This is a genomic window from Flavobacterium sp. ov086, from assembly GCF_900187965.1.
Classification (GTDB): domain Bacteria; phylum Bacteroidota; class Bacteroidia; order Flavobacteriales; family Flavobacteriaceae; genus Flavobacterium.
Window position 1 is genome coordinate 1 of record NZ_FZNL01000044.1, and the last position, 18,782, is coordinate 18,782.

At 32.8% G+C, this 18,782-nt stretch carries 23 protein-coding genes; 5 read left to right on the top strand and 18 right to left on the bottom strand.

What is annotated here, in order from left to right; all coding sequences use genetic code 11:
• From CHB81_RS26085 to CHB81_RS26095, 3 genes are all read right to left on the bottom strand, one after another.
• On the bottom strand, window positions 1-291 hold a 291-nt coding region (locus CHB81_RS26085), incomplete at its 3' end, for a transposase (RefSeq protein ID WP_141130472.1).
• Window positions 292-396: 105 nt separating this feature from the next.
• Entirely contained in the window at window positions 397-1,476 is a 1,080-nt protein-coding gene (locus CHB81_RS26090; protein WP_089354741.1) for a glycosyltransferase family 9 protein, read from the bottom strand.
• A gap of 258 nt (window positions 1,477-1,734) precedes the next feature.
• Window positions 1,735-2,529: a DUF2797 domain-containing protein gene (locus CHB81_RS26095; protein ID WP_089354742.1), complete on the bottom strand. Its 795-nt coding sequence runs from the start codon at window positions 2,527-2,529 to the stop codon at window positions 1,735-1,737.
• 242 nt (window positions 2,530-2,771) lie between these two features.
• Between CHB81_RS26095 and CHB81_RS26100 the strand changes: the two genes are divergently transcribed.
• The 3 genes from CHB81_RS26100 to CHB81_RS26110 are packed head-to-tail and all read left to right on the top strand — an operon-like array spanning window position 2,772 to window position 5,436.
• Window positions 2,772-4,295, top strand: coding sequence for a GH3 auxin-responsive promoter family protein (locus CHB81_RS26100; protein WP_089354743.1), 1,524 nt, complete (start codon window positions 2,772-2,774; stop codon window positions 4,293-4,295).
• Between the two features lie 21 nt (window positions 4,296-4,316).
• The gene (locus CHB81_RS26105; RefSeq protein ID WP_089354744.1) at window positions 4,317-4,826 is read left to right on the top strand and encodes a DUF695 domain-containing protein; all 510 of its coding nucleotides are present in this window, start codon (window positions 4,317-4,319) and stop codon (window positions 4,824-4,826) included.
• Between the two features lie 19 nt (window positions 4,827-4,845).
• Complete coding sequence (locus CHB81_RS26110; protein ID WP_089354745.1) at window positions 4,846-5,436, top strand: Zn-dependent protease; 591 nt, start codon at window positions 4,846-4,848, stop codon at window positions 5,434-5,436.
• A gap of 221 nt (window positions 5,437-5,657) precedes the next feature.
• Here CHB81_RS26110 and serB read toward each other — a convergent pair whose 3' ends face one another.
• The 7 genes from serB to CHB81_RS26145 form a co-directional block, all read right to left on the bottom strand.
• Complete coding sequence (gene serB / locus CHB81_RS26115) at window positions 5,658-6,884, bottom strand: phosphoserine phosphatase SerB (protein ID WP_089354746.1); 1,227 nt, start codon at window positions 6,882-6,884, stop codon at window positions 5,658-5,660.
• A gap of 162 nt (window positions 6,885-7,046) precedes the next feature.
• Window positions 7,047-7,490 (bottom strand): VOC family protein, encoded by a 444-nt coding sequence (locus CHB81_RS26120; RefSeq protein ID WP_089354747.1) that lies wholly within the window; start codon window positions 7,488-7,490, stop codon window positions 7,047-7,049.
• A gap of 40 nt (window positions 7,491-7,530) precedes the next feature.
• A complete protein-coding gene (locus CHB81_RS26125) occupies window positions 7,531-7,974 on the bottom strand; it encodes an ATPase (protein ID WP_089354748.1) in 444 nt (147 codons plus the stop codon).
• Window position 7,975: 1 nt separating this feature from the next.
• Window positions 7,976-8,383, bottom strand: coding sequence for a VOC family protein (locus CHB81_RS26130; RefSeq protein WP_089354749.1), 408 nt, complete (start codon window positions 8,381-8,383; stop codon window positions 7,976-7,978).
• Between the two features lie 141 nt (window positions 8,384-8,524).
• Complete coding sequence (locus tag CHB81_RS26135) at window positions 8,525-8,929, bottom strand: SRPBCC family protein (protein ID WP_089354750.1); 405 nt, start codon at window positions 8,927-8,929, stop codon at window positions 8,525-8,527.
• A 43-nt stretch (window positions 8,930-8,972) separates the two neighbouring features.
• Window positions 8,973-9,383 carry an SRPBCC domain-containing protein gene (locus tag CHB81_RS26140; RefSeq protein WP_089354751.1) on the bottom strand — a complete coding sequence of 137 codons (411 nt, stop codon included), beginning with the start codon at window positions 9,381-9,383 and terminating at the stop codon, window positions 8,973-8,975.
• Window positions 9,384-9,401: 18 nt separating this feature from the next.
• The gene (locus tag CHB81_RS26145) at window positions 9,402-9,812 is read right to left on the bottom strand and encodes a VOC family protein (protein ID WP_089354752.1); all 411 of its coding nucleotides are present in this window, start codon (window positions 9,810-9,812) and stop codon (window positions 9,402-9,404) included.
• Window positions 9,813-9,954: 142 nt separating this feature from the next.
• Here CHB81_RS26145 and CHB81_RS26150 point away from each other — a divergent pair, with 142 nt between their 5' ends.
• Window positions 9,955-10,920 (top strand): GlxA family transcriptional regulator, encoded by a 966-nt coding sequence (locus CHB81_RS26150; RefSeq protein WP_089354753.1) that lies wholly within the window; start codon window positions 9,955-9,957, stop codon window positions 10,918-10,920.
• Window positions 10,921-11,314: 394 nt separating this feature from the next.
• On the opposite strand, the gene clpX is transcribed toward CHB81_RS26150, so the two are convergent.
• The 7 genes from clpX to CHB81_RS26180 form a co-directional block, all read right to left on the bottom strand.
• Window positions 11,315-12,547, bottom strand: coding sequence for an ATP-dependent Clp protease ATP-binding subunit ClpX (clpX, locus tag CHB81_RS26155; RefSeq protein ID WP_089354754.1), 1,233 nt, complete (start codon window positions 12,545-12,547; stop codon window positions 11,315-11,317).
• Window positions 12,548-12,729: 182 nt separating this feature from the next.
• Entirely contained in the window at window positions 12,730-13,404 is a 675-nt protein-coding gene (gene clpP / locus CHB81_RS26160) for an ATP-dependent Clp endopeptidase proteolytic subunit ClpP (RefSeq protein WP_089354755.1), read from the bottom strand.
• Window positions 13,405-13,724: 320 nt separating this feature from the next.
• Window positions 13,725-15,047, bottom strand: a complete 1,323-nt coding sequence (locus CHB81_RS26165) for a trigger factor (RefSeq protein ID WP_089354756.1) — start codon at window positions 15,045-15,047, stop codon at window positions 13,725-13,727.
• A gap of 118 nt (window positions 15,048-15,165) precedes the next feature.
• On the bottom strand, window positions 15,166-15,510 hold the full coding sequence (locus CHB81_RS26170) for a phage holin family protein (protein WP_089354757.1): 345 nt from the start codon (window positions 15,508-15,510) through the stop codon (window positions 15,166-15,168).
• A 46-nt stretch (window positions 15,511-15,556) separates the two neighbouring features.
• Window positions 15,557-15,715 (bottom strand): hypothetical protein, encoded by a 159-nt coding sequence (locus CHB81_RS27000; RefSeq protein ID WP_176427584.1) that lies wholly within the window; start codon window positions 15,713-15,715, stop codon window positions 15,557-15,559.
• Window positions 15,716-15,759: 44 nt separating this feature from the next.
• The gene (locus CHB81_RS26175; protein ID WP_089354758.1) at window positions 15,760-16,044 is read right to left on the bottom strand and encodes an ElyC/SanA/YdcF family protein; all 285 of its coding nucleotides are present in this window, start codon (window positions 16,042-16,044) and stop codon (window positions 15,760-15,762) included.
• 48 nt (window positions 16,045-16,092) lie between these two features.
• On the bottom strand, window positions 16,093-16,857 hold the full coding sequence (locus CHB81_RS26180) for an alpha/beta fold hydrolase (protein WP_089354759.1): 765 nt from the start codon (window positions 16,855-16,857) through the stop codon (window positions 16,093-16,095).
• Window positions 16,858-17,076: 219 nt separating this feature from the next.
• Between CHB81_RS26180 and CHB81_RS26185 the strand changes: the two genes are divergently transcribed.
• Window positions 17,077-18,432, top strand: coding sequence for a hypothetical protein (locus CHB81_RS26185; protein ID WP_089354760.1), 1,356 nt, complete (start codon window positions 17,077-17,079; stop codon window positions 18,430-18,432).
• 72 nt (window positions 18,433-18,504) lie between these two features.
• Here the strand turns inward: CHB81_RS26185 and CHB81_RS26190 are convergent.
• On the bottom strand, window positions 18,505-18,782 hold a 278-nt coding region (locus tag CHB81_RS26190; protein WP_141130473.1), incomplete at its 5' end, for an IS3 family transposase.

The window sequence follows — 18,782 nt, forward strand, 5'->3', positions numbered from 1 at the left end:
CTGTCTTTCCAATAATGCTTTTTGCTTTTCCAATAATTTCACTTGGGCTTCGAGTTCCATTATCTTCTGTTCAGGTGTTTTTGCCATTTGGGTTGGGGTTTGGTTCTCCCAATCAAAGTTACCAAATTTTCTTAACCAATTTAAAACTGTTCCATGACTCTGAATACCATATTGTTTTCTTGTTTGAGTAATAGAAATATTTCCTTTTTCAATCTCACTAACAATTTGAAGTTTTAGTGACATACTGTAATCTCGTTGACTACGCTTTACATAATTTATTTGATCTTCCATAACGATGGCTTTTTGTGTATCGCTATTTCAGGACGAGACAAATATTCCTTAAAAAAAGAGGCATTCACTTTGGTGAATGCCTCTTTTTTATACTTTAAATTACAATTAAATTGCGTCTGAATACGTATTTAGTTTCCCATTATTCAAAATTGAGTTTATCGTTTTTATATACTCTTTTCTAGTGTATAAATTGACATCTACTCCTATACTGCAATTATCATAAGGCTGATATTTTTTCATGTTTGAGATAGAAAACAAACCAATTGTTGGTGTCTGAACTGCGCTTGCCAAGTGCATTATTCCGCTATCGGCCCCAATAAACAAATCGGCATTTGCAATTACAGATCCAATTTCCCGAATGTCTTTACTATAAAATGTAGGCGCTTTAAATGCTATTTGTGAAACATTTTCTACAGGCAGAATTTCAATAATATTATAATCTTTATATACCTCTGTAAGTTGTGAGTAAAAGTTTTCCCACCAATCCTCTGAGAGGCATTTTGCTCCGGTTGCATAAGTAAATATGCAAATTGTTCTTTTAGAATTATGAACTAAATCATTCAAAATGTTTTTGCCTTGCGTAATTTCAGAAGAAGATAATTTTAAGTCGATTGGAGCAACTATTTTATTGATTTTTGCAAGTCCGAGTTTTGTTAAGTAATGTCGGAAGTTATAGACGGGGTATTTTGCAATATGAGCGTAATCGTTTTTTACAGGTTGAGATTCTTCAATTAGATCTCCGTAAAATTTATACTTAGCATTAGAAAACTGGACTGCTAGACGTCCTGAAGAAGAGTTTTGATCTACATTGATCGCAACATCGTATTTTTGCTTTTTTATTGAAATCCAGACATTCAGATATTTCAATAAACTTTTGAAGGGCTTTTTGGGTAAATCGATTATTTTATTAATGCTTTCGTAATTCTCAAAAATTATTGGAGCTAATCTTCCCTTAACAAACAAATCGACTTTACAATTTGGAAATATTTCTGTGACTTCCTGAACCAAAGGCGTAATCAATAACAGGTTTCCTAACCGTCCATTTGGTCTGCAGATCAAAACCCGTTTAATCTCAGATTTATCAACCAAAATAATCCCCTGATCACTTTTTGGTTTTCCAATGTTCTTAGTCAGATTGCGCATTACACCACGCCTGTAATGATTTATTTTGCTTAAAACACTCATCTATAAATAATTTAGTAATTATAAAAAATCTCTATTCAATTTTAGAAAAAACGTAAAGAATGAACTAACTCAAAGCTAGCCTCTTTTTATTTTTAAAATTAAATTCTTTCAATAAGCTATTATTACAAAATTGTAACCAAATGTATCAACATTCACACTTACAGCTTCTTAAAAGAGATTTAAAACTACACAAACTGTTTTATAAATAACAAATTACTAGACAGTTAGCCAATAGTAATCGACGTTTAGCTACTTACACTAGACGTTTATTTCAACAACATAACCTTCAGATCCGCGAATATTAAAAACAGTTCCGTTTTCAAAAATAAGATACTGACCTTTGATTCCTGTTAATTTTCCTTGAAAGGATGGTGTTTTATCTAAATTCAAACTGGCTACTTTTGCAGGATAATTTAGAACCGGATAATGTAGTTCGTATAAATCATTTTTTTGAGCATAAAAGTATTCCTGAACTTCGGATGGAATCAAACTTTCGACTTTTATTTTTTCGGCAATCAGGTCAAAACTTTCACCTGTGCTTTGAAGCATTTTTCTCCAATTGGTTTTATCCGTATAATGATCTTTCAATGCAACCTCTGTAATTCCAGCCAAATATCTATTAGGAACCTCAACAATTGCAATTGCCTTTGTTGCACCCTGATCAATCCAACGGGTTGGAACCTGTGTTTTGCGCGTTACTCCCACTTTTATTTCACTTGCCAAAGCCAAATAAACAATATGGGGCTGCAATTGCACTTTTTGCTCATAATCTAAATCACGATCGGCGATTCCTAAATGAGCTGTACTTAATTCCGGCCTCATAATCCAGTCCCCAACAGCAGGACTTGAATAGAAACACTCATAACAGAAACCTTGTCTGTATATTTTTTTCTTTTTATGACAATTTAGGCATTCATAACCTGCAAAATTGATCTCAATCTCTTTATTCAATAGTTGATTCATATTTAGAAAGCTATCCTCGAAAACCAAATAATATTGAATTGGGGTTCCCAGTTCGGTTTGCATTTTTGTAAGTACTCCTTTATATGTCATTATATTTTAGATTGGTGATTATAAATTTCAGATTGTTTGCCAAGGTTCTAAAATTCTTGTGTATTTAGAATTTTTCGTGTAATTAGAATGTCTTTTTTTACAAAAAAACACTATTTTTGATACAACGACAAAGTTAATATTTGTACATCGATATTCAAATTTTAAAGTTCTTGATTTTACACTAATTGTACATCTGAAATTTAAAATCTAAAGCCAACAATCTAAAAACCTAAATTCTCTCCATGCCCTTATCAATAATCAATTCGTTTGCTTCTTGGGTCCTGAAACAAAGGATACATCAAATAGAACTTTTTTTAAAATATCCGAATGAAGTTCAGGAAGAACTATTGCATAATTTATTGATGGCTTCAGAGAATACGATTCTTGGAAAAAAATATGATTTTTCATCGATAAACTCTTATCAGACTTTTGTCGAAAGAGTTCCGATCGCGACGTATGAAGAATTACAACCTTTGATAGAACGCACACGTCAGGGCGAACAAGGTGTTTTTTGGGAAACACCTATTAAATGGTTTGCCAAATCTAGCGGAACTACAAATGCAAAAAGTAAATTTATTCCGGTAAGTAATGAAGCGCTGGAAGATTGTCACTATAAAGGAAGTAAAGATTTACTTTGTCTGTATTTAAATAACAATGAAGATTCTGAATTGTTTCTGGGGAAAAGTCTTCGCTTGGGTGGAAGTTCTCAGATTTATGAAAACAACAATACTTTCTTTGGAGATTTATCGGCTATTTTAATCGAAAACATGCCTATCTGGGCTGAATTTAGCAGCACACCAAGCAACAAAACCTCATTAATGAGTGAGTGGGAATCTAAAATTGCCGCAATTATAAATGAAACCAAAAATGAAAACGTTACCAGTTTTGCCGGAGTTCCGTCCTGGATGTTGGTTTTAATGAATAAAGTTTTAGAAAATACAGGAAAAGAAAGCTTATTAGAAATCTGGCCAAATCTTGAAGTTTACTTTCATGGCGGCGTGAGTTTTTCTCCTTATAAAGATCAATACAAGAAAATTTTGCCTAGTAAAGATTTCAAATATTACGAGATATACAATGCCTCCGAAGGCTTTTTTGCAATTCAGGATTTGAATAATTCAAGCGACTTATTATTGATGTTGGATTATGGAATTTTCTACGAATTTATTTCGATGGATACTTTTGGAACTCCAAATCAAAAAGTAGTTCGTCTGGCTGATGTTGAATTGAATAAAAACTATGCCATTGTTATTACAACCAATTCTGGTTTATGGCGTTATTTAATTGGTGATACAGTTCGTTTTACTTCTTTAAATCCTTACAGAATTCGTGTTACAGGAAGAACTAAGCATCATATTAATGTTTTTGGCGAAGAATTAATGGTCGAAAACACAGATCAGGCTATTGCCAAAGCTTGCCAGATTACCCACACGGAAGTTATTGACTATACTGTGGCTCCTATTTTTATGCAAGACAAAGAGAAAGGTGCGCATGAATGGATGATTGAATTCAAGAAGAAACCTACTGATGTTGGGCTTTTCCAAAAAGTTCTCGACGAAACATTACAGACTTTAAACTCTGATTACGAAGCCAAACGCCACAACAATATGACTCTAAATCCTTTAGTTATTAATGTAGCACGCGAAAACTTATTTTATGATTGGCTAAAAGAAAGAGATAAATTAGGCGGACAACACAAGATTCCGAGACTTTCTAATCAGAGAGATTATTTAGAACAGTTGAAGGAGATGTGTGCTGTTAAGAGTTAGCCACGAATTTTCACGATTTAAATGAAAAGTAAAATCAGAAGAATATATATTTTATTCTTTATTACCATAACAACAGCTTCATTTTCTCAAAATAAAACAATAGAAAAAATGGAATGGCTAACAACCCAAACTGAATATGAAGGACTTCCATTATATTTAAGAATTCCCAACTATAAAAACATTTGGGAGTATAAATCAAGATATCCTGAATTAATTTCTATAACTCATGAATTTGAGAGCACTAAAGATAATGGATTACCAACATCAGGCTATAATAAATCCCTTATGGATTTTGATTTCGACGTAGTGAACATATTTCAAGGTGAAAACTCTGGTATTATTTTTCTAGTTGAAACTTACGGAGGAGAAAGAAATTATTGGTTTTACGGAGAAGATTCGAAAGCGATTTCTAAACTTTTTAATGAGTTAAAAAGTAAATATCCAGACAAAAAAATAAAACTAGATTGCCAAAATAATTCTGATTGGAGTTTTATAAAAGATTATCCTGTCCAGTTGTACAAAAATCAATAATCAAGGAAGAAAATTAATAATGAAAAAATACATTCTGATTTTAATTCTTTCTTTAATTTCTTGTACAAATGAGACGAAAGTCCATCAAAAAATAATTGTTATTCAACCTTTAGGGGATTTCAATATTGAACAGGCAAAAAATGTATTGAACAAAATCCAAACAATTAATCCAAATGTTGTTTTAAGAAAGAATATTCCTTTTCCAAAAAATTCTTACTACGAACTCCGAAACAGATATCGTGCAGACACCATTATTAAAACCATTAAAAATAATATTGGCAAGGATTCTGTCATCGTCGGATTATCAAATAAAGATATTAGTGTAACCAAAGGAAAAATCGAAGATTGGGGAGTTATGGGATTAGGCTATCATCCCGGAAAAGCATGTGTCGTTTCTGATTTTAGAATGAGTATACAAAATAAAAACGAACAGTTTTATAAAGTAGTTCTACATGAATTGGGTCATACTGAAGGCTTAGCGCATTGTCCCGTCAAAACATGTTTGATGCGAGATGCGGAAGGAAAAAATCATTTAAATGAAGAAAAAGACTTTTGCATAAAATGCAAAACCTATTTGATTGAAAAAGGTTGGAACTTAAAAAACCCATGATTACACTAAATCGCATGAGGGATAGAAGTGGAAATCCTTTTGTGCCGGGGTTCGGCACAAAAGATTGAAACGGATAGCCCGACCCGGAGGGACATGCCCATAAAAAAACCTTAGCTTTTATTGAAAAACTAAGGTTTTGTGTTTTTATTACTTTTATTGTCGAGTTACTTGCGGAGATTCTTCGTTCCTCAGAATGACAAACTTTGTGTTATTTAAAAATATCACATCATATCAATATATCGATCGTGATAGCCTAATAGATATAAAACCCCGTCAAGACCAAGACTTGAAATTGAAGTTGAGGCGTTTTCTTTTACTTTTGGTTTTGCGTGGAAAGCGATTCCTAAACCAGCCAAATTCAGCATTGGTAAATCGTTGGCCCCGTCACCTACGGCAATGGTTTGATTGATGTGGATTCCTTCTTTTTCGGCAATTGCTTTTAGGTATTCGGCTTTCTTTTGACCGTCTACGATATCACCCAAATATTTACCGGTTAATTTACCATCTTTAATCTCCAATCGGTTGGCATGAACGTAATCGATACCCAATTCTTTTTGAAGATAATCTCCAAAATAAGTGAAACCTCCGGATAAAATTGCGGTTTTATATCCGTAATATTTTAAGGCTTTCATCAAACGATGTGCTCCTTTTGTTATTGGTAAATTTACAGCAACATTTTGCAAAACATCTTCGCTCAAACCTTCTAACAATGCCATACGTTGTTTGAAACTTTCATTGAAATCTATTTCACCATTCATAGCAGATTCGGTGATGGCGCGAACTTGCTCTCCTACTCCGTTTAACTCCGCCAATTCGTCAATTACTTCGGTTTGGATTAAAGTTGAATCCATATCGAAGCAAACTAAGCGTCTGTTTCTTCGGTAAATATTATCTTCCTGAAATGAAATATCAACGTTTAGAGTTCTTGAAATTTCCATGAAACTTGCCGTCATAGCAATTTTGTCTACAATATCTCCTGTTAGTGATAGTTGTATACAAGAACGTGGATATTCTTCTTTTTCGACTACAGATGTTCTGCCTGTTAATCTTATAATAGAAACGATATTCAAATTTTGATCGGATAGTAACTTTGCTACTGCCGCCAATTGTGAAGCGGCTAGTTTTTCTCCTAAAATATTGATGATATAACGTTGCTTTGATTGTGTTTTAACCCACTTTTCATAATCTTCGACTGAGATTGGAATGAATTTAACTTTTACTTCTAATTCATAAGCTTTGAACAATAGGTCTTTTAAAACTGGCCCAGAACTAGAACCCGCTTCGACTTCGAATAAAATTCCTAAAGATAGTGTATCATGAATATCGGCTTGACCAATATCTAAAATATTAGCATCATAAGCAGCTAATACAGCTGTCAAACCAGCTGTTACTCCTGGTTTATCATGTCCTGAAACTTTTAATAAAATAATCTCTTTATCTTCTGCCATTATATCTTTGTTGATTTTATGAAGCGACAAAAATCGGCAATCTATTGTTTATAAAAAAGGATATTGTTTGTTTTTTTTGCAAAGAAAAAGCACATATGAATGTGCTTTTTCAATTAATTTAACAATTATCTTCTTGTATTAAAATAAACTAACTTTTTACTATTATTTTGGTTGATTTTCATCAAAGTTTACCATCCAGCTTACACCGAATTTATCTTTGAACATTCCGAAATAAGCTCCCCAAAAGGTTTTCCCCATTGGCATGTAAATGGTTCCTCCAGCCGAAAGTCCATTAAAGATTCTATCACCTTCGCCAGCACTTTCAACATTGATTGATACTGAAAAGTTTCCTCCAAAAGCTACGTCACCAGATTGTTCGTTGCTGTCGCTTCCCATTAAAATGGTATCACCAATTGGTAGTGAAACGTGCATTATTCTGTTTGCATCTTTCTCTGATACTTCGGGACAGCTCCCAGGTTCGCCTGCGGGCATATCTTTAAATTTTCCGATAAACGAAAATTCTCCTCCAAAAACTGATTTGTAAAATAAAAATGCATCTTCGCAATTTCCATTAAATAATAAATAAGGGTTTACTGATGTTGCCATGATATTTTGTTTTTTTGTTTGTAATTGTTTTTATTGAATGCTAATTATTGATTTCCGACAGTTCTTTTACTATTTCTAGTCCTTTTGGGAATACTTCTTTAAAATAATCCAGATACTTTTCGACCGTATCAACCTGAGCAACTAAATCTATAAATTCGTCATCGGGGGTTAATCGATAGGTTTCCATTGCTCCACTCCACTTTTTGGTTTCTTCATCGATGGGCAATTCTTTAAAATCTTTTATTTCGCCCAAATGCTTAAAAGCCATATATACATTTGGAGTTTTAGTTTCAATAATACTATACATTCCTTCTCCGTTAGGCGACATGAAATGTATTTTATCACCTTCGTTCCAATCACTTATCGTGTGCGAACCTTCGCAAAAAGCACTTGTCCATTTTTTATAGGTTTCATCTTCCCACAAAACCGACCAGACTTTTTCTGCCGATGCTTTGATTCTAATTTTAAATTCCAGCGTTTCCATGTTACGATAATTTACTGAAATCCATAAAAAGCACATTCCAACGATGACCGTCTAAATCGGCAAAACCGCAGCCGTACATCCAACCCTGACTTTCTGCCGGAGATGCAAAAACATTTCCGCCTGCTTCAGTAACCTTCTTCGCCAGTTCATCAACTTCTGCAGCACTTTCTGCATCAATTGAAATCAAAACTTCTGAACTTTGTTTTGTATCTGTCAATTTGTTTTGAGAAAAACTAGCAAATAGTGATTCTTCAAAAAGCATTACGACAAATTTTCCTTCACCAACGATCATACAAGTCGAACTTGGTGTATCGTGTTCTTCATTAAAAGAGAATCCTATTTTCGAAAAAAAAGCTTTTGATTTTGCCACCTCTTTTACAGGCAAATTCAGCCAAATTTGTTTTGTCATCTTTATATGTATTAATGTATTAAACCATATTAGTGATATAAGAACATTTAAGTTATGCTTGCTTTTTTTGCCACGAAGACACAAGCTATTTTTCAAATCTTTGAGCCTTTGTTGCTTTTCTCCTTTGAACTTAAGAATTAATTAATTCTGCTCAACGTAACTTTTAAAATTATCCAGGATTGCCTGCCAGCCTCCGCGCTGCATTTCTTCCGGATTTTGTGTTTCAGGGTCAAAACTTTCGATTACCTCTACTCCGTTTGGAGTTTCATTGAAACTAATCTCAACTTTTCTGCCATCGCCCAAAACATATTCGATTGCTTTGTGATTCTCTACCAATGTATATTCGCCTCCAAAATCAAAACTCATGCTGCCATCTTTTGCGGCCATGGTTGATTTGAATGTTCCGCCTTCTCTTAAATCATTTTCCGCATAAGGCGTATGCCAGTCTGGTGAAGCAAAACTCCATTTTGTAATGTGTTCCGGTAATGTCCATAGATTCCAAATTTTGTCTATTGAACTATTAATTGTGCTTTTTACTGTTATCATTATATATCTAATATTTATTGTTTACTATTTATTTTTATTGGTTTTATTGCTTGAAATTTTCAACGTATTCTTTAAACTTCCAAATAACTGCCCGACAAAATTGCTCTTGCATATCCTCAGAAAGATTAGCTTCGGGTTCAAAAGTTTCTGTCAGTTTTGTTTCCGTATTCAGATTTTCAAAACGAACACTTGCTATACGGTTATCTAAAAGTCGATATTCTATTAATGAACATTTTTCTATTCTAGTATAAACTCCTTCAAAATCGAATCCTTCACTTCCATCTTTTGAAGCCATTGTGAATTTGAATTTACCTCCCACTTTCAAATCATTTTCTGCATATGGCGTATGCCAGTCTGCAAATGGAATGTTCCAATTCATAATATGTTCAGGCAATGTCCATAATTCCCAGACTTTCTCAATTGGAGCCTTGATTATATTTTGAACCTTTATCATTTTATTCCTTTTAAACAGTTACATTTTATCTGGAATTTGATCCTCGTTTATAACCGAGAATTCCCAATGATGCCCGTCTAAATCAAAAAAAGAACGATAATACATCCATCCATAATCTTTGGCCTCGTCATATTCAGTTGCTCCATTTTTTACAGCATTCTCTATTATTTGATTTACTTTTTCGCGACTTTCAACCTGTACCGAAAGAATCACTTCATTAGTTGTTTCTGCATTGCAAATTTCTTTATTCGTGAATGTTTTATAAAACTCTTCAACTAACAGCATTGCATTAATGTTTTTACCAATAATCAAACAAGTTCCTTTGTCATTTGTAAATTGTTGATTGAATGAAAAACCTAACTGGGTAAAAAATGATATTGACCTATTTAAATCTTTTACAGGAAGATTTAAGAAAATTTTTGTTTCCATGTTTATATAAAATTACAAATTATTAAGACAAAGTTAGATTATTAACGTTAAGCTTAAGATGCTTTAAAAGTCAACTTTAGGGTCATTTAAGACAAAATGTTTATTTTTGTAAGTCTGCTAATTTTTCCAAAAAAGAAAAACCATGAGTAACAAAATAGGTTTAATCGTCCCGCATGACTATAAATTATTGAGTATAGCTGCAATTTTAGAAGTTTTTGAAACGGCTAATAAACTGAGTCCAGAAACCGAAAAACCTTTTGATATTATGGTTTTTCAATCGCTTGATCAAGTCAACGACAAACGTTTATTTGGATATGAGGTAAATACTATTGAAGAATCTAATCAGTTTCTGGATTTAATTTTGATTCCGGCATTTACCACCGACAATATGAGCGAAATGATTGCAAAGAATAAGAACTTTATTCCGTGGTTAAAAAAACAACATAAGTCCGGAGCCGAATTAGCTAGTTTTTGTACCGGGGCTTTTTTGTTTGCCGCGTCAGGTTTATTAAACGAAAAACTGGCAACGACTCATGTTGATGCGTGCAGTGCGTTTACAAAAGCTTTTCCGTTAGTAAAACTAAAACCCGAAGAAACATTAACCGCCGATGGAAGTTTATATACTAGTGGCGGCTCTACCTCAACATTTCATTTATTAATTTTATTAGTCCAGAAATATTGCGGAAATGAAATTGCCGTTCAAATTGCTAAAATCTTTTCTATTGATTTGAATAGATACAAACAGAGTTATTTCAGCACTTTCAGGCCGAACCATTTACATAATGACACTTTGGTTGCGATGCTACAGCAAAAAATAGAAAGTCAATATCATTCCATTGAAAAACTGGAAGAGATCACTAAAGATATTCCAACAAGCGCGCGTAACATGACACGCAGATTTAAGCAAGTCACAGGAATTCCGCCAATTGAATATTTACAGAATATAAGAGTTGAAAGTTCTAAGAAATATCTGGAACAAACCCAGCTTTCGATTTCTGAAATTATAGAAAAAACAGGCTATAATGATCCAAAAGCTTTTAGAAAGGTATTTTATAAAATGGTAGGCATGAAACCAATTGAATATCGCGAGAAGTTTAGGGTGCAATAAAAAAGTCCCGATTAAAATCGGGACTTTTTATTTATTTTTTTATCGTTCTTACTTTTTATATTTATTTCGTAAAAACTTAATTAGCAAATACAATACATAAACAATGATTATCAAGCCAATGATATTTATGATTTGCCAAAGAAGTATATGTCCCTGAGAATCCTCAATAGCTTCATTCATAACGCAGAGTTTTAATAGTTGTAATATAAAGATACGAAACTGAACAAAATAAAAGTTACAGCAAATTACTGTCAGATTTTATAATCCACACAATTTACATAAAATGGAAATAGAAATAATACTAAAAAAGCATAAAAAAACCTGTTCAAATAAATGAACAGGTTTTAAGTAAACTTTGTCAAAGTTTTGAACTTTAACAAAGTAATATCAAGATTTACGAAGCAATTTCCATACGCTTCAATAAATTTTTACTCAAAGTATGTCTTGCATAATCTTCATCAATCGTCAAAACTTTATCATCTGAACTTGGTAGTTCGTACATTGCATCTGTTAAGATAGCTTCGCATAGCGAACGTAATCCACGAGCTCCTAATTTGTATTCTAATGCTTTGTCAACAATAAAATCTAATGCTTCGTCAGTAATATTAAATTCAACATCATCCATTAAGAATAATTTTTGATATTGCTTGATTAACGCATTTTTAGGCTGTGTCAAAATCGCACGTAATGTTTCTCTGTCAAGAGGATCCATATGCGTTAAAACTGGCAAACGACCAATTATCTCCGGAATCAAACCAAAATCTTTGATGTCTTTTGGAATAATATATTGCAGTAAATTGTCTTTGTCGATATTATCTACATTTTTAGATGTTGAATATCCAACTGCCTGACGGTTTAATCGTTTCGAAATAATACGTTCTACTCCATCAAAAGCTCCTCCTGCAATAAACAGGATGTTTTGAGTGTTTACCTCAACAAATTTCTGGTCCGGATGTTTACGTCCTCCTTTTGGTGGTACGTTTACAACTGTTCCTTCTAATAGTTTCAATAAAGCTTGTTGAACTCCTTCACCAGAAACGTCACGTGTTATCGATGGATTATCGCTCTTACGGGCAATTTTATCTATTTCATCAATAAATACGATTCCTCTTTCGGCTTTGGTTACATCATAATCTGCAGCTTGCAGTAAACGTGTCAAAATACTTTCGACATCTTCTCCTACATAACCTGCTTCTGTAAGTACAGTTGCATCAACGATTGCCAAAGGAACATCTAACATTTTTGCAATAGTTTTTGCTACTAATGTTTTTCCGGTTCCGGTTTGACCAACCATAATGATGTTACTTTTTTCAATCTCTACTTCGTCGTCTAATTGCTGTTGCATTAAACGTTTGTAGTGATTGTAAACTGCCACAGACATTACTTTCTTTGTCTGATCCTGACCAATTACATATTGATCCAGGAAAGCTCTGATTTCTTTTGGTTTCTTTAAAATTAAATCCCCAACAAGTTTTGCGCTTCCGCTTGATTTTAATTCTTCTAATACAATTCCGTGTGCTTGTTCAATACACTTATCACAGATATGTGCATTAATACCTGCAATCAATAAATTGGTTTCTGGCTTTTTTCTTCCACAAAACGAACATTCTAATACTACTTTAGCCATTCTTCTTTAGTTACTAAGCTGCAAAGTTACTAAGTTTCTGAGATTTTTCACTAAAACCTCAGAAACTTAGTAGCTTATTAACTTATATTTTTGTTTCAAGTCTTAAAAAGGTTTCAAGTTTCAGGTTTTAAAGTTGCTATATTTAACTTGAAACCTGAAACTTGAAACATATAAACTGATTTTTAGCTTCTTCTTAATACTTCGTCAATCATTCCGTATTCTTTAGCTTCGTCAGCGATCATCCAGTAATCGCGCTCGCTGTCTTTGTGCACTTTGTCAAAAGTTTGTCCTGAATGTTGAGAAATGATGTTGTATAATTCATCTTTCAATTTCAACATTTCACGTAAGTTGATTTCCATATCTGTTGCAACTCCTTGTGCTCCTCCAGATGGCTGGTGAATCATTACTCTTGAATGTGGCAAAGCCGAACGTTTTCCTGCTGCTCCTGCACATAATAAAACTGCTCCCATTGAAGCTGCCATTCCTGTACAAATTGTCGCTACGTCTGGTTTGATGTATTGCATTGTGTCATAAATTCCTAATCCTGCATAAACGCTTCCTCCAGGAGAATTTAGATAAATTTGAATATCTTTTGATGCATCAGCACTTTCTAAAAATAATAACTGTGCCTGAACGATATTTGCGATCTGATCGTCGATACCTGTTCCCAGAAAGATGATTCTGTCCATCATTAATCTTGAAAATACGTCTAATTGAGAAATATTCAACTGACGTTCTTCAATAATATATGGAGTCATATTTGTTGGGTTCATTGCAGCTATGATTTTGTCATAGTACATTGCGTTTACTCCTTGGTGCTTTGTAGCAAATTTTTTGAATTCTTTACCGTAGTTCATATTTTAAGTGTTCTAAGTTTTACGTTAATTGGTATGTAGTTTATTTTCTACAAAGGTCGTACCTTTTTATAAAGGATGCCAATTTGTCTTATTTCTAGCCCAGATAGTAGTGAAAAGCTTTTTGAATTGCGTTTTTTAGTTTTTTTATTCTTGGAAAGCGACTGAAAGAAGCTCTTGCAAGAATTTAAAAAACTTAAACGGAAGAAAAAACTTGTAACGAATAGCTGGAATAGCTTCTGAAAATTAATCAAAAATAAATTAAAACAAAAGAGCGTCAGGAAAAAGTTCCTGACGCTCAAATATACTTAATTTTTTAGAAATTATTCTCCGTATGAAGCAGCAATAAATTCTTCGTAAGTTACTTCTTTAGTTGTTGGATTTGCTTTTTCTTTGAACACTTCTAACAATTTCTCTGCAACTACTTGCTCAGAAAGTCTTTTTACTTCTTCTTGGTTAGATAAAACTCTGGCAACAATTCCCTGAACTTCTTCGTCAGTTGGGTTTGTTTGACCAAATTGAGCCATTTGTTGTTTGATAGCGTTTGTTGTAAAAGCTTTCAAATCTTCAAATGTAATTTGGATATTGCTTTGAGCCATAGCTTTTCCTTCGATTAATTGAAAACGTAATCCTTTTTCAGATCTTGCGTATTCAACTTCAGCTTCTTCTGCAGAAAGTTTTTTCTCTCCAACAGTTTGCAACCATTTTTTAAGGAATTCAGCTGGTAAATCAAATTTTGTGTTTTCGATTAGGAAATCCTGAACGTCTAACAATAATTTTTGATCTGCTTGTTGTGCGAATTGAGCTTCTGCATCTTCTTTAATTTTAGATTTCAAATCTTCTAAAGAAGCTACTTTTCCTTCACCAAAAAGTTTATCAAATAAATCTTGGTTTAATTCTGCCAATTCAGCTCCGTTGATAGCTTCGATAGTAAAGTTTACTTCAACATCTAAACCGTGAACATCATCATGAGATACTTTTAAGTAATCCATTAATTGGTGATCATCTTCGAATAAACCTTTTGTGCTTACAGCAACTACGTCTCCAACTTTTTTACCGATGAATTTATCAGCAGCAGCTTTGTTGAAAGTAGATAATGAAATTGTAGTAGTATTGTTGATACCTTTTTCTTCGTTTGAGAAAGTTCCTGTCAAATCAGAATCAGCAGACACAACTTCTTGTGGAATTGCTTTTCCGAATTGTTTTTGGATACGCTCTACTTGTCCGTCGATTAATTTATCATCAGCAGTAACGATATATTTTACGATATTATTTTTTGCTTCTAAATCAATTTCGAAGTTTGGAACTAAACCAATTTCGTATTCGAAAGTTAGTTCTTCTGCATCCCAATCAAAGTTTTCGTTTTCTTTAGCAAGAGGAGTTCCTAAAAGATTTAATCTTTCAGATTGAACGAAACGCTCTAAAGCCAAATCAACTACTTTTTTAACTTCTTCTTGCTTAATAGCTTTTCCGTATTGTTTTTCAACAAGGTCTTTTGGTACTTGTCCTTTTCTAAAACCTTTAACGGTAGCCAAAGGCATTTTTTCGTTTATTCTTTTTGCTACCTGACCTTTATAATCCATGTGAACAACTGTCATTACAATTGTTTCATTCACAGCGTTTATTGCTACTCTTTTAATATCCATCTTCTTCTTTAATTTACATAATAAAATTGGGTTGCAAAATTATAAAATTTTTGCAACCCAACCAAGTTTTTAATCTATTGTATTTGAAGACGTTTTAAACGTCATTTATATTTTAGATTTATTCATCGTCTCCTACTATTTTGTAAGTAATAGATTGAAGAATAGACAATATAATACTAAAGAACAATGCTGTCCAGAAAGTATCTACCGCAAAACCTCCAACTATATTTGTGCACAGTAAAATTATAATTGCATTAATTACCAGCAAAAACAATCCTAAAGTTATAACTGTTACCGGCAAAGTAAGGATTACCAATATTGGTTTGATAAATAGGTTTAATAATCCTAAGACAATTGCAACAATTATTGCAGTTGTAAAACTGGCAACATGTACGCCCGGCAAGAAGTTAGCAATTAGCAAAACTAAGCCCGCAGTAACAAGGAGTCTAAGTAATAATTTCATAAAGTTTCAGTTTAATTTTTTCGTATAAAAGTAAAAATACAAAATTTTAATAATACAATCCTTTATTTAAGATTCCATTGACCGCTTTTTTTTCGTGCGCCAACAATTTTTCTTTTTCAATGCGGGATATATCATGCCCAACTCCTCTATATTCTATTGCAACAGATTCTAATATTTCATCAAAAATTAGTTTTGCTCTTTCCAAATGAAAATCAGAAGTAATAACAACAAGCGAATCCAGATTATGACTTAATATTTTTTTTTTGTCATAACGGCATCTTCAACTGTGTTACCCGACAAAGCTGGCTCTAAAAAACTTTGGCTTTCTACTCTTTTATCCATCAGATATTTCATTGCATAATTTGCATGTGCCTTGCTAGTTGTATTAAAGTGCGCTCCAAAACCACCTGTGCAAATAATATAATTATTCTTTGGCTCAAAAATAGCCTTACAATAATCTAATCTGTCTAAAGCGGTATAACCCAAACTACCATCTTCTGAATTTGGAGACCCCAAAACAACTAAAGTTTTCATTTGCTGCAGTTTTATATCCTAACAAAATCACTTATCTTTCTTAATCGATTACTCTTTTAGAAACTCTGTTGTTAATTCGAAAAACATTTTAGGATTTTCGGCATGAAGCCAATGTCCTGCATTTGGAATGGTTTCGAACTTAACATTTGGGAAATGCTGACGTATTGCATCAAAATCTTCATCGGCAATATATCCTGATGCTCCGCCACGAATAAACAATGTTTCTTTTTCAAAAACTAATCCGTCTGGCAAAGCTTTCCCAATGGCATCTAGATTATTATTAAAAACTTCGAGATTAAATCTAAAAGCCAATTGTCCTGGTGCTGCCCAATATAGGTTTTTCAACAAAAACTGACGTGTTCCAAAATCAGGAACATATTGCGCAACGATTGCTTCAACATCATTTCGGCTTGGTTTTACAGAAAAATCAACTGCGTTTAAACCTGCCAAAATATCCTGATGATGTTGCCTGTAGGCTTTTGGTCCAATATCTGCCACAATTAATTTGTCTACAATTTCAGGATGTGTGGTTGCAAAAAGCATTGCTACTTTTCCTCCCATCGAATGTCCCAGAATATCTATTTGAGTTAATTGATTTGCCTGACAATATTCGAAAACGTCTTGTACCATTGCTTCATAACTCCATTCGTCTGAATGAAAACTGCGACCGTGATTGCGTAAATCTAAAATATGCACCTGAAATCCGGCTTCAACATATTGTCCTGCAAGTGTTTTCCAATTATCCGACATACCCAGAAATCCGTGCATGATAATAAATGGTTTTCCTTCGCCTTCTATTTTTGAGTATAACATCTACGTTTTGATTTTTGAAAATATAATACAAAGGTAAAAAACTAATCTGTCATTCTATAAAAGAACAAATCCTACATAATTGTTTTTAATATTATTTTTTATACAAAAACTTTCACGTTTTACGGTTTCCCGTATGCATATTAAAATTTAGCAAAGTATCTTGCGTGCTTAAAAATCGAGGCAAAAACTTGATTTAATTCATTAATTAAATACCAAACCATGATTAAAAAATTCCTTTTATTGGCATTAGTTGTTTCTCAACTGACAATTTCATGTTCTAGCGAAGACAGTCCGGAAAACAAACCGGAACAACCAACTGCAGAACAAACATTGGCAGAACAAATTGCAAACATTGTTAAGCAACCTTATTCTAAATTAAGCCCTAAAGATCAAAAAGTTAAATTAGAAGTCGAAGCTAATGACATGTTGGTTCAATTGGACAAATCAAAAAGTTCAAGCGCTATTGAAGCAATGGAAAACTTAAACAGATTATTAGATCTTAGTTCTGTTGATATTTTTAATGGAAAAAATGATAATGAAGTTGAGGATATCTTAAACGTTTCTGGTGTTTATGGTATTTATACCTGGAACAATGCTGACACAAAATGGGACAAAACAGCTTCGACTACGGAATTAAAATTCGTTTTTCCTGCTAAAAAATCTCTTACTACAAACAATGCAGTATTTTCTACAAAAAGTGTTTCGTCTGACATAAAAGTAAAAATTGAAGATAGTTATGTTTGGCAAACTGGTGTTACAACAAATGACTACATCTTTTTACCAACATCAACAGATGCGGCTTTAACAATTGACAATGCTCAGGTTGCTACTTTCACACAAACTGCTAAGTATTCTAACAAAAAAGAGGTACCGGATGATTTTGCTTATAAAATGACATTAAACGATGGTTATACTTGGGAAATGAACGGTAAAAAAGCAACTGAAAACACGTCAAAAGCTACTTTTACTTATAATGGTAAAACTTTATTAAACTTTAACTCAGGAAGTACTGCAAGTATCGATGCTTTAATTGATAATGACGAACTTATTCAATACAGAGGAAAAGCAAATGGTTTAATCCAATTAATGGACAACTTTATCATTGTTGCTGATATGGATTTGGCAACTGCAGCAGCAGATGATGCAGCTTTAGACAAAAGCTTAGTTCGTCCTGATTATCCAAATTACTACGACGCTAATACTAATTTCAAAGCATATTACACTGCTTTGAGTGCTTATGAGAAAAAACAATCTGAAGGTATCGCAGCTAATTTCAATAAAAACATGAAGTTAATTTTAGTTTCTAAAAAGGACGGAACTAAAATAGCAGATATCGTCCAACATTCAGAAAAAGAAAGTGATGATTATGTTTCTCAATTACCTGTTTGGAATGCTGAAGGTGGTTATTGGTCAAATAATGGTACCGGAGAATCGTTTTCATTATCTTATCTTGACGAAGTATACTATTTAAAATTCAATGATAATACTGAAGTTTCTGTGGCTACTTATTTCTCTGAAGGATTTGAGAATTTACAAACTAAATTTGATGATTTCGTAAAAGCTTTCAAAAAATAATAGCTTTTAAAATTATAATTAGAGCCGATTTGAAATCATAGACTGCACCCAAAAGTTTAGACAAATTTATAATTAAGTTTGATAATAATGAGCTCGATATTTTATCGGGCTCATTTTGTTTAAATTTGATTTAATTCTTTCGTTATTGTAATATATTATATACTTATTAATTTCTTTTTTTAATTGTTCTATTGATTTAAATTTTTGGGTATAAAACATTTCAGATTTTAATATTCCAAAGAAGTTTTCAATAATTGCATTATCTAGGCAGTTTCCTTTTCTTGACATGCTTTGTTTGATTCCTTTTTGTTTTAATAAAAGTTGGTAATGATTCATTTGGTATTGCCAGC

Excerpts from the sequence above, each read along its gene's own strand:
- CHB81_RS26130 (WP_089354749.1), bottom strand. The coding sequence starts at position 8,383 with ATGACAAAACAAATTTGGCTGAATTTGCCTGTAAAAGAGGTGGCAAAA.
- CHB81_RS26180 (WP_089354759.1), bottom strand. The coding sequence starts at position 16,857 with ATGTTATACTCAAAAATAGAAGGCGAAGGAAAACCATTTATTATCATG.
- clpP (WP_089354755.1), bottom strand. The coding sequence starts at position 13,404 with ATGAACTACGGTAAAGAATTCAAAAAATTTGCTACAAAGCACCAAGGA.
- CHB81_RS26140 (WP_089354751.1), bottom strand. The coding sequence starts at position 9,383 with ATGATAAAGGTTCAAAATATAATCAAGGCTCCAATTGAGAAAGTCTGG.
- serB (WP_089354746.1), bottom strand. The coding sequence starts at position 6,884 with ATGGCAGAAGATAAAGAGATTATTTTATTAAAAGTTTCAGGACATGAT.
- CHB81_RS26110 (WP_089354745.1), top strand. The coding sequence starts at position 4,846 with ATGAAAAAATACATTCTGATTTTAATTCTTTCTTTAATTTCTTGTACA.
- CHB81_RS26170 (WP_089354757.1), bottom strand. The coding sequence starts at position 15,510 with ATGAAATTATTACTTAGACTCCTTGTTACTGCGGGCTTAGTTTTGCTA.
- CHB81_RS26105 (WP_089354744.1), top strand. The coding sequence starts at position 4,317 with ATGAAAAGTAAAATCAGAAGAATATATATTTTATTCTTTATTACCATA.
- CHB81_RS26125 (WP_089354748.1), bottom strand. The coding sequence starts at position 7,974 with ATGGAAACGCTGGAATTTAAAATTAGAATCAAAGCATCGGCAGAAAAA.
- clpX (WP_089354754.1), bottom strand. The coding sequence starts at position 12,547 with ATGGCTAAAGTAGTATTAGAATGTTCGTTTTGTGGAAGAAAAAAGCCA.
- CHB81_RS26185 (WP_089354760.1), top strand. The coding sequence starts at position 17,077 with ATGATTAAAAAATTCCTTTTATTGGCATTAGTTGTTTCTCAACTGACA.
- CHB81_RS26145 (WP_089354752.1), bottom strand. The coding sequence starts at position 9,812 with ATGGAAACAAAAATTTTCTTAAATCTTCCTGTAAAAGATTTAAATAGG.
- CHB81_RS26100 (WP_089354743.1), top strand. The coding sequence starts at position 2,772 with ATGCCCTTATCAATAATCAATTCGTTTGCTTCTTGGGTCCTGAAACAA.
- CHB81_RS26175 (WP_089354758.1), bottom strand. The coding sequence starts at position 16,044 with ATGAAAACTTTAGTTGTTTTGGGGTCTCCAAATTCAGAAGATGGTAGT.
- CHB81_RS26150 (WP_089354753.1), top strand. The coding sequence starts at position 9,955 with ATGAGTAACAAAATAGGTTTAATCGTCCCGCATGACTATAAATTATTG.
- CHB81_RS26090 (WP_089354741.1), bottom strand. The coding sequence starts at position 1,476 with ATGAGTGTTTTAAGCAAAATAAATCATTACAGGCGTGGTGTAATGCGC.
- CHB81_RS26120 (WP_089354747.1), bottom strand. The coding sequence starts at position 7,490 with ATGGCAACATCAGTAAACCCTTATTTATTATTTAATGGAAATTGCGAA.
- CHB81_RS26165 (WP_089354756.1), bottom strand. The coding sequence starts at position 15,047 with ATGGATATTAAAAGAGTAGCAATAAACGCTGTGAATGAAACAATTGTA.
- CHB81_RS26095 (WP_089354742.1), bottom strand. The coding sequence starts at position 2,529 with ATGACATATAAAGGAGTACTTACAAAAATGCAAACCGAACTGGGAACC.
- CHB81_RS26135 (WP_089354750.1), bottom strand. The coding sequence starts at position 8,929 with ATGATAACAGTAAAAAGCACAATTAATAGTTCAATAGACAAAATTTGG.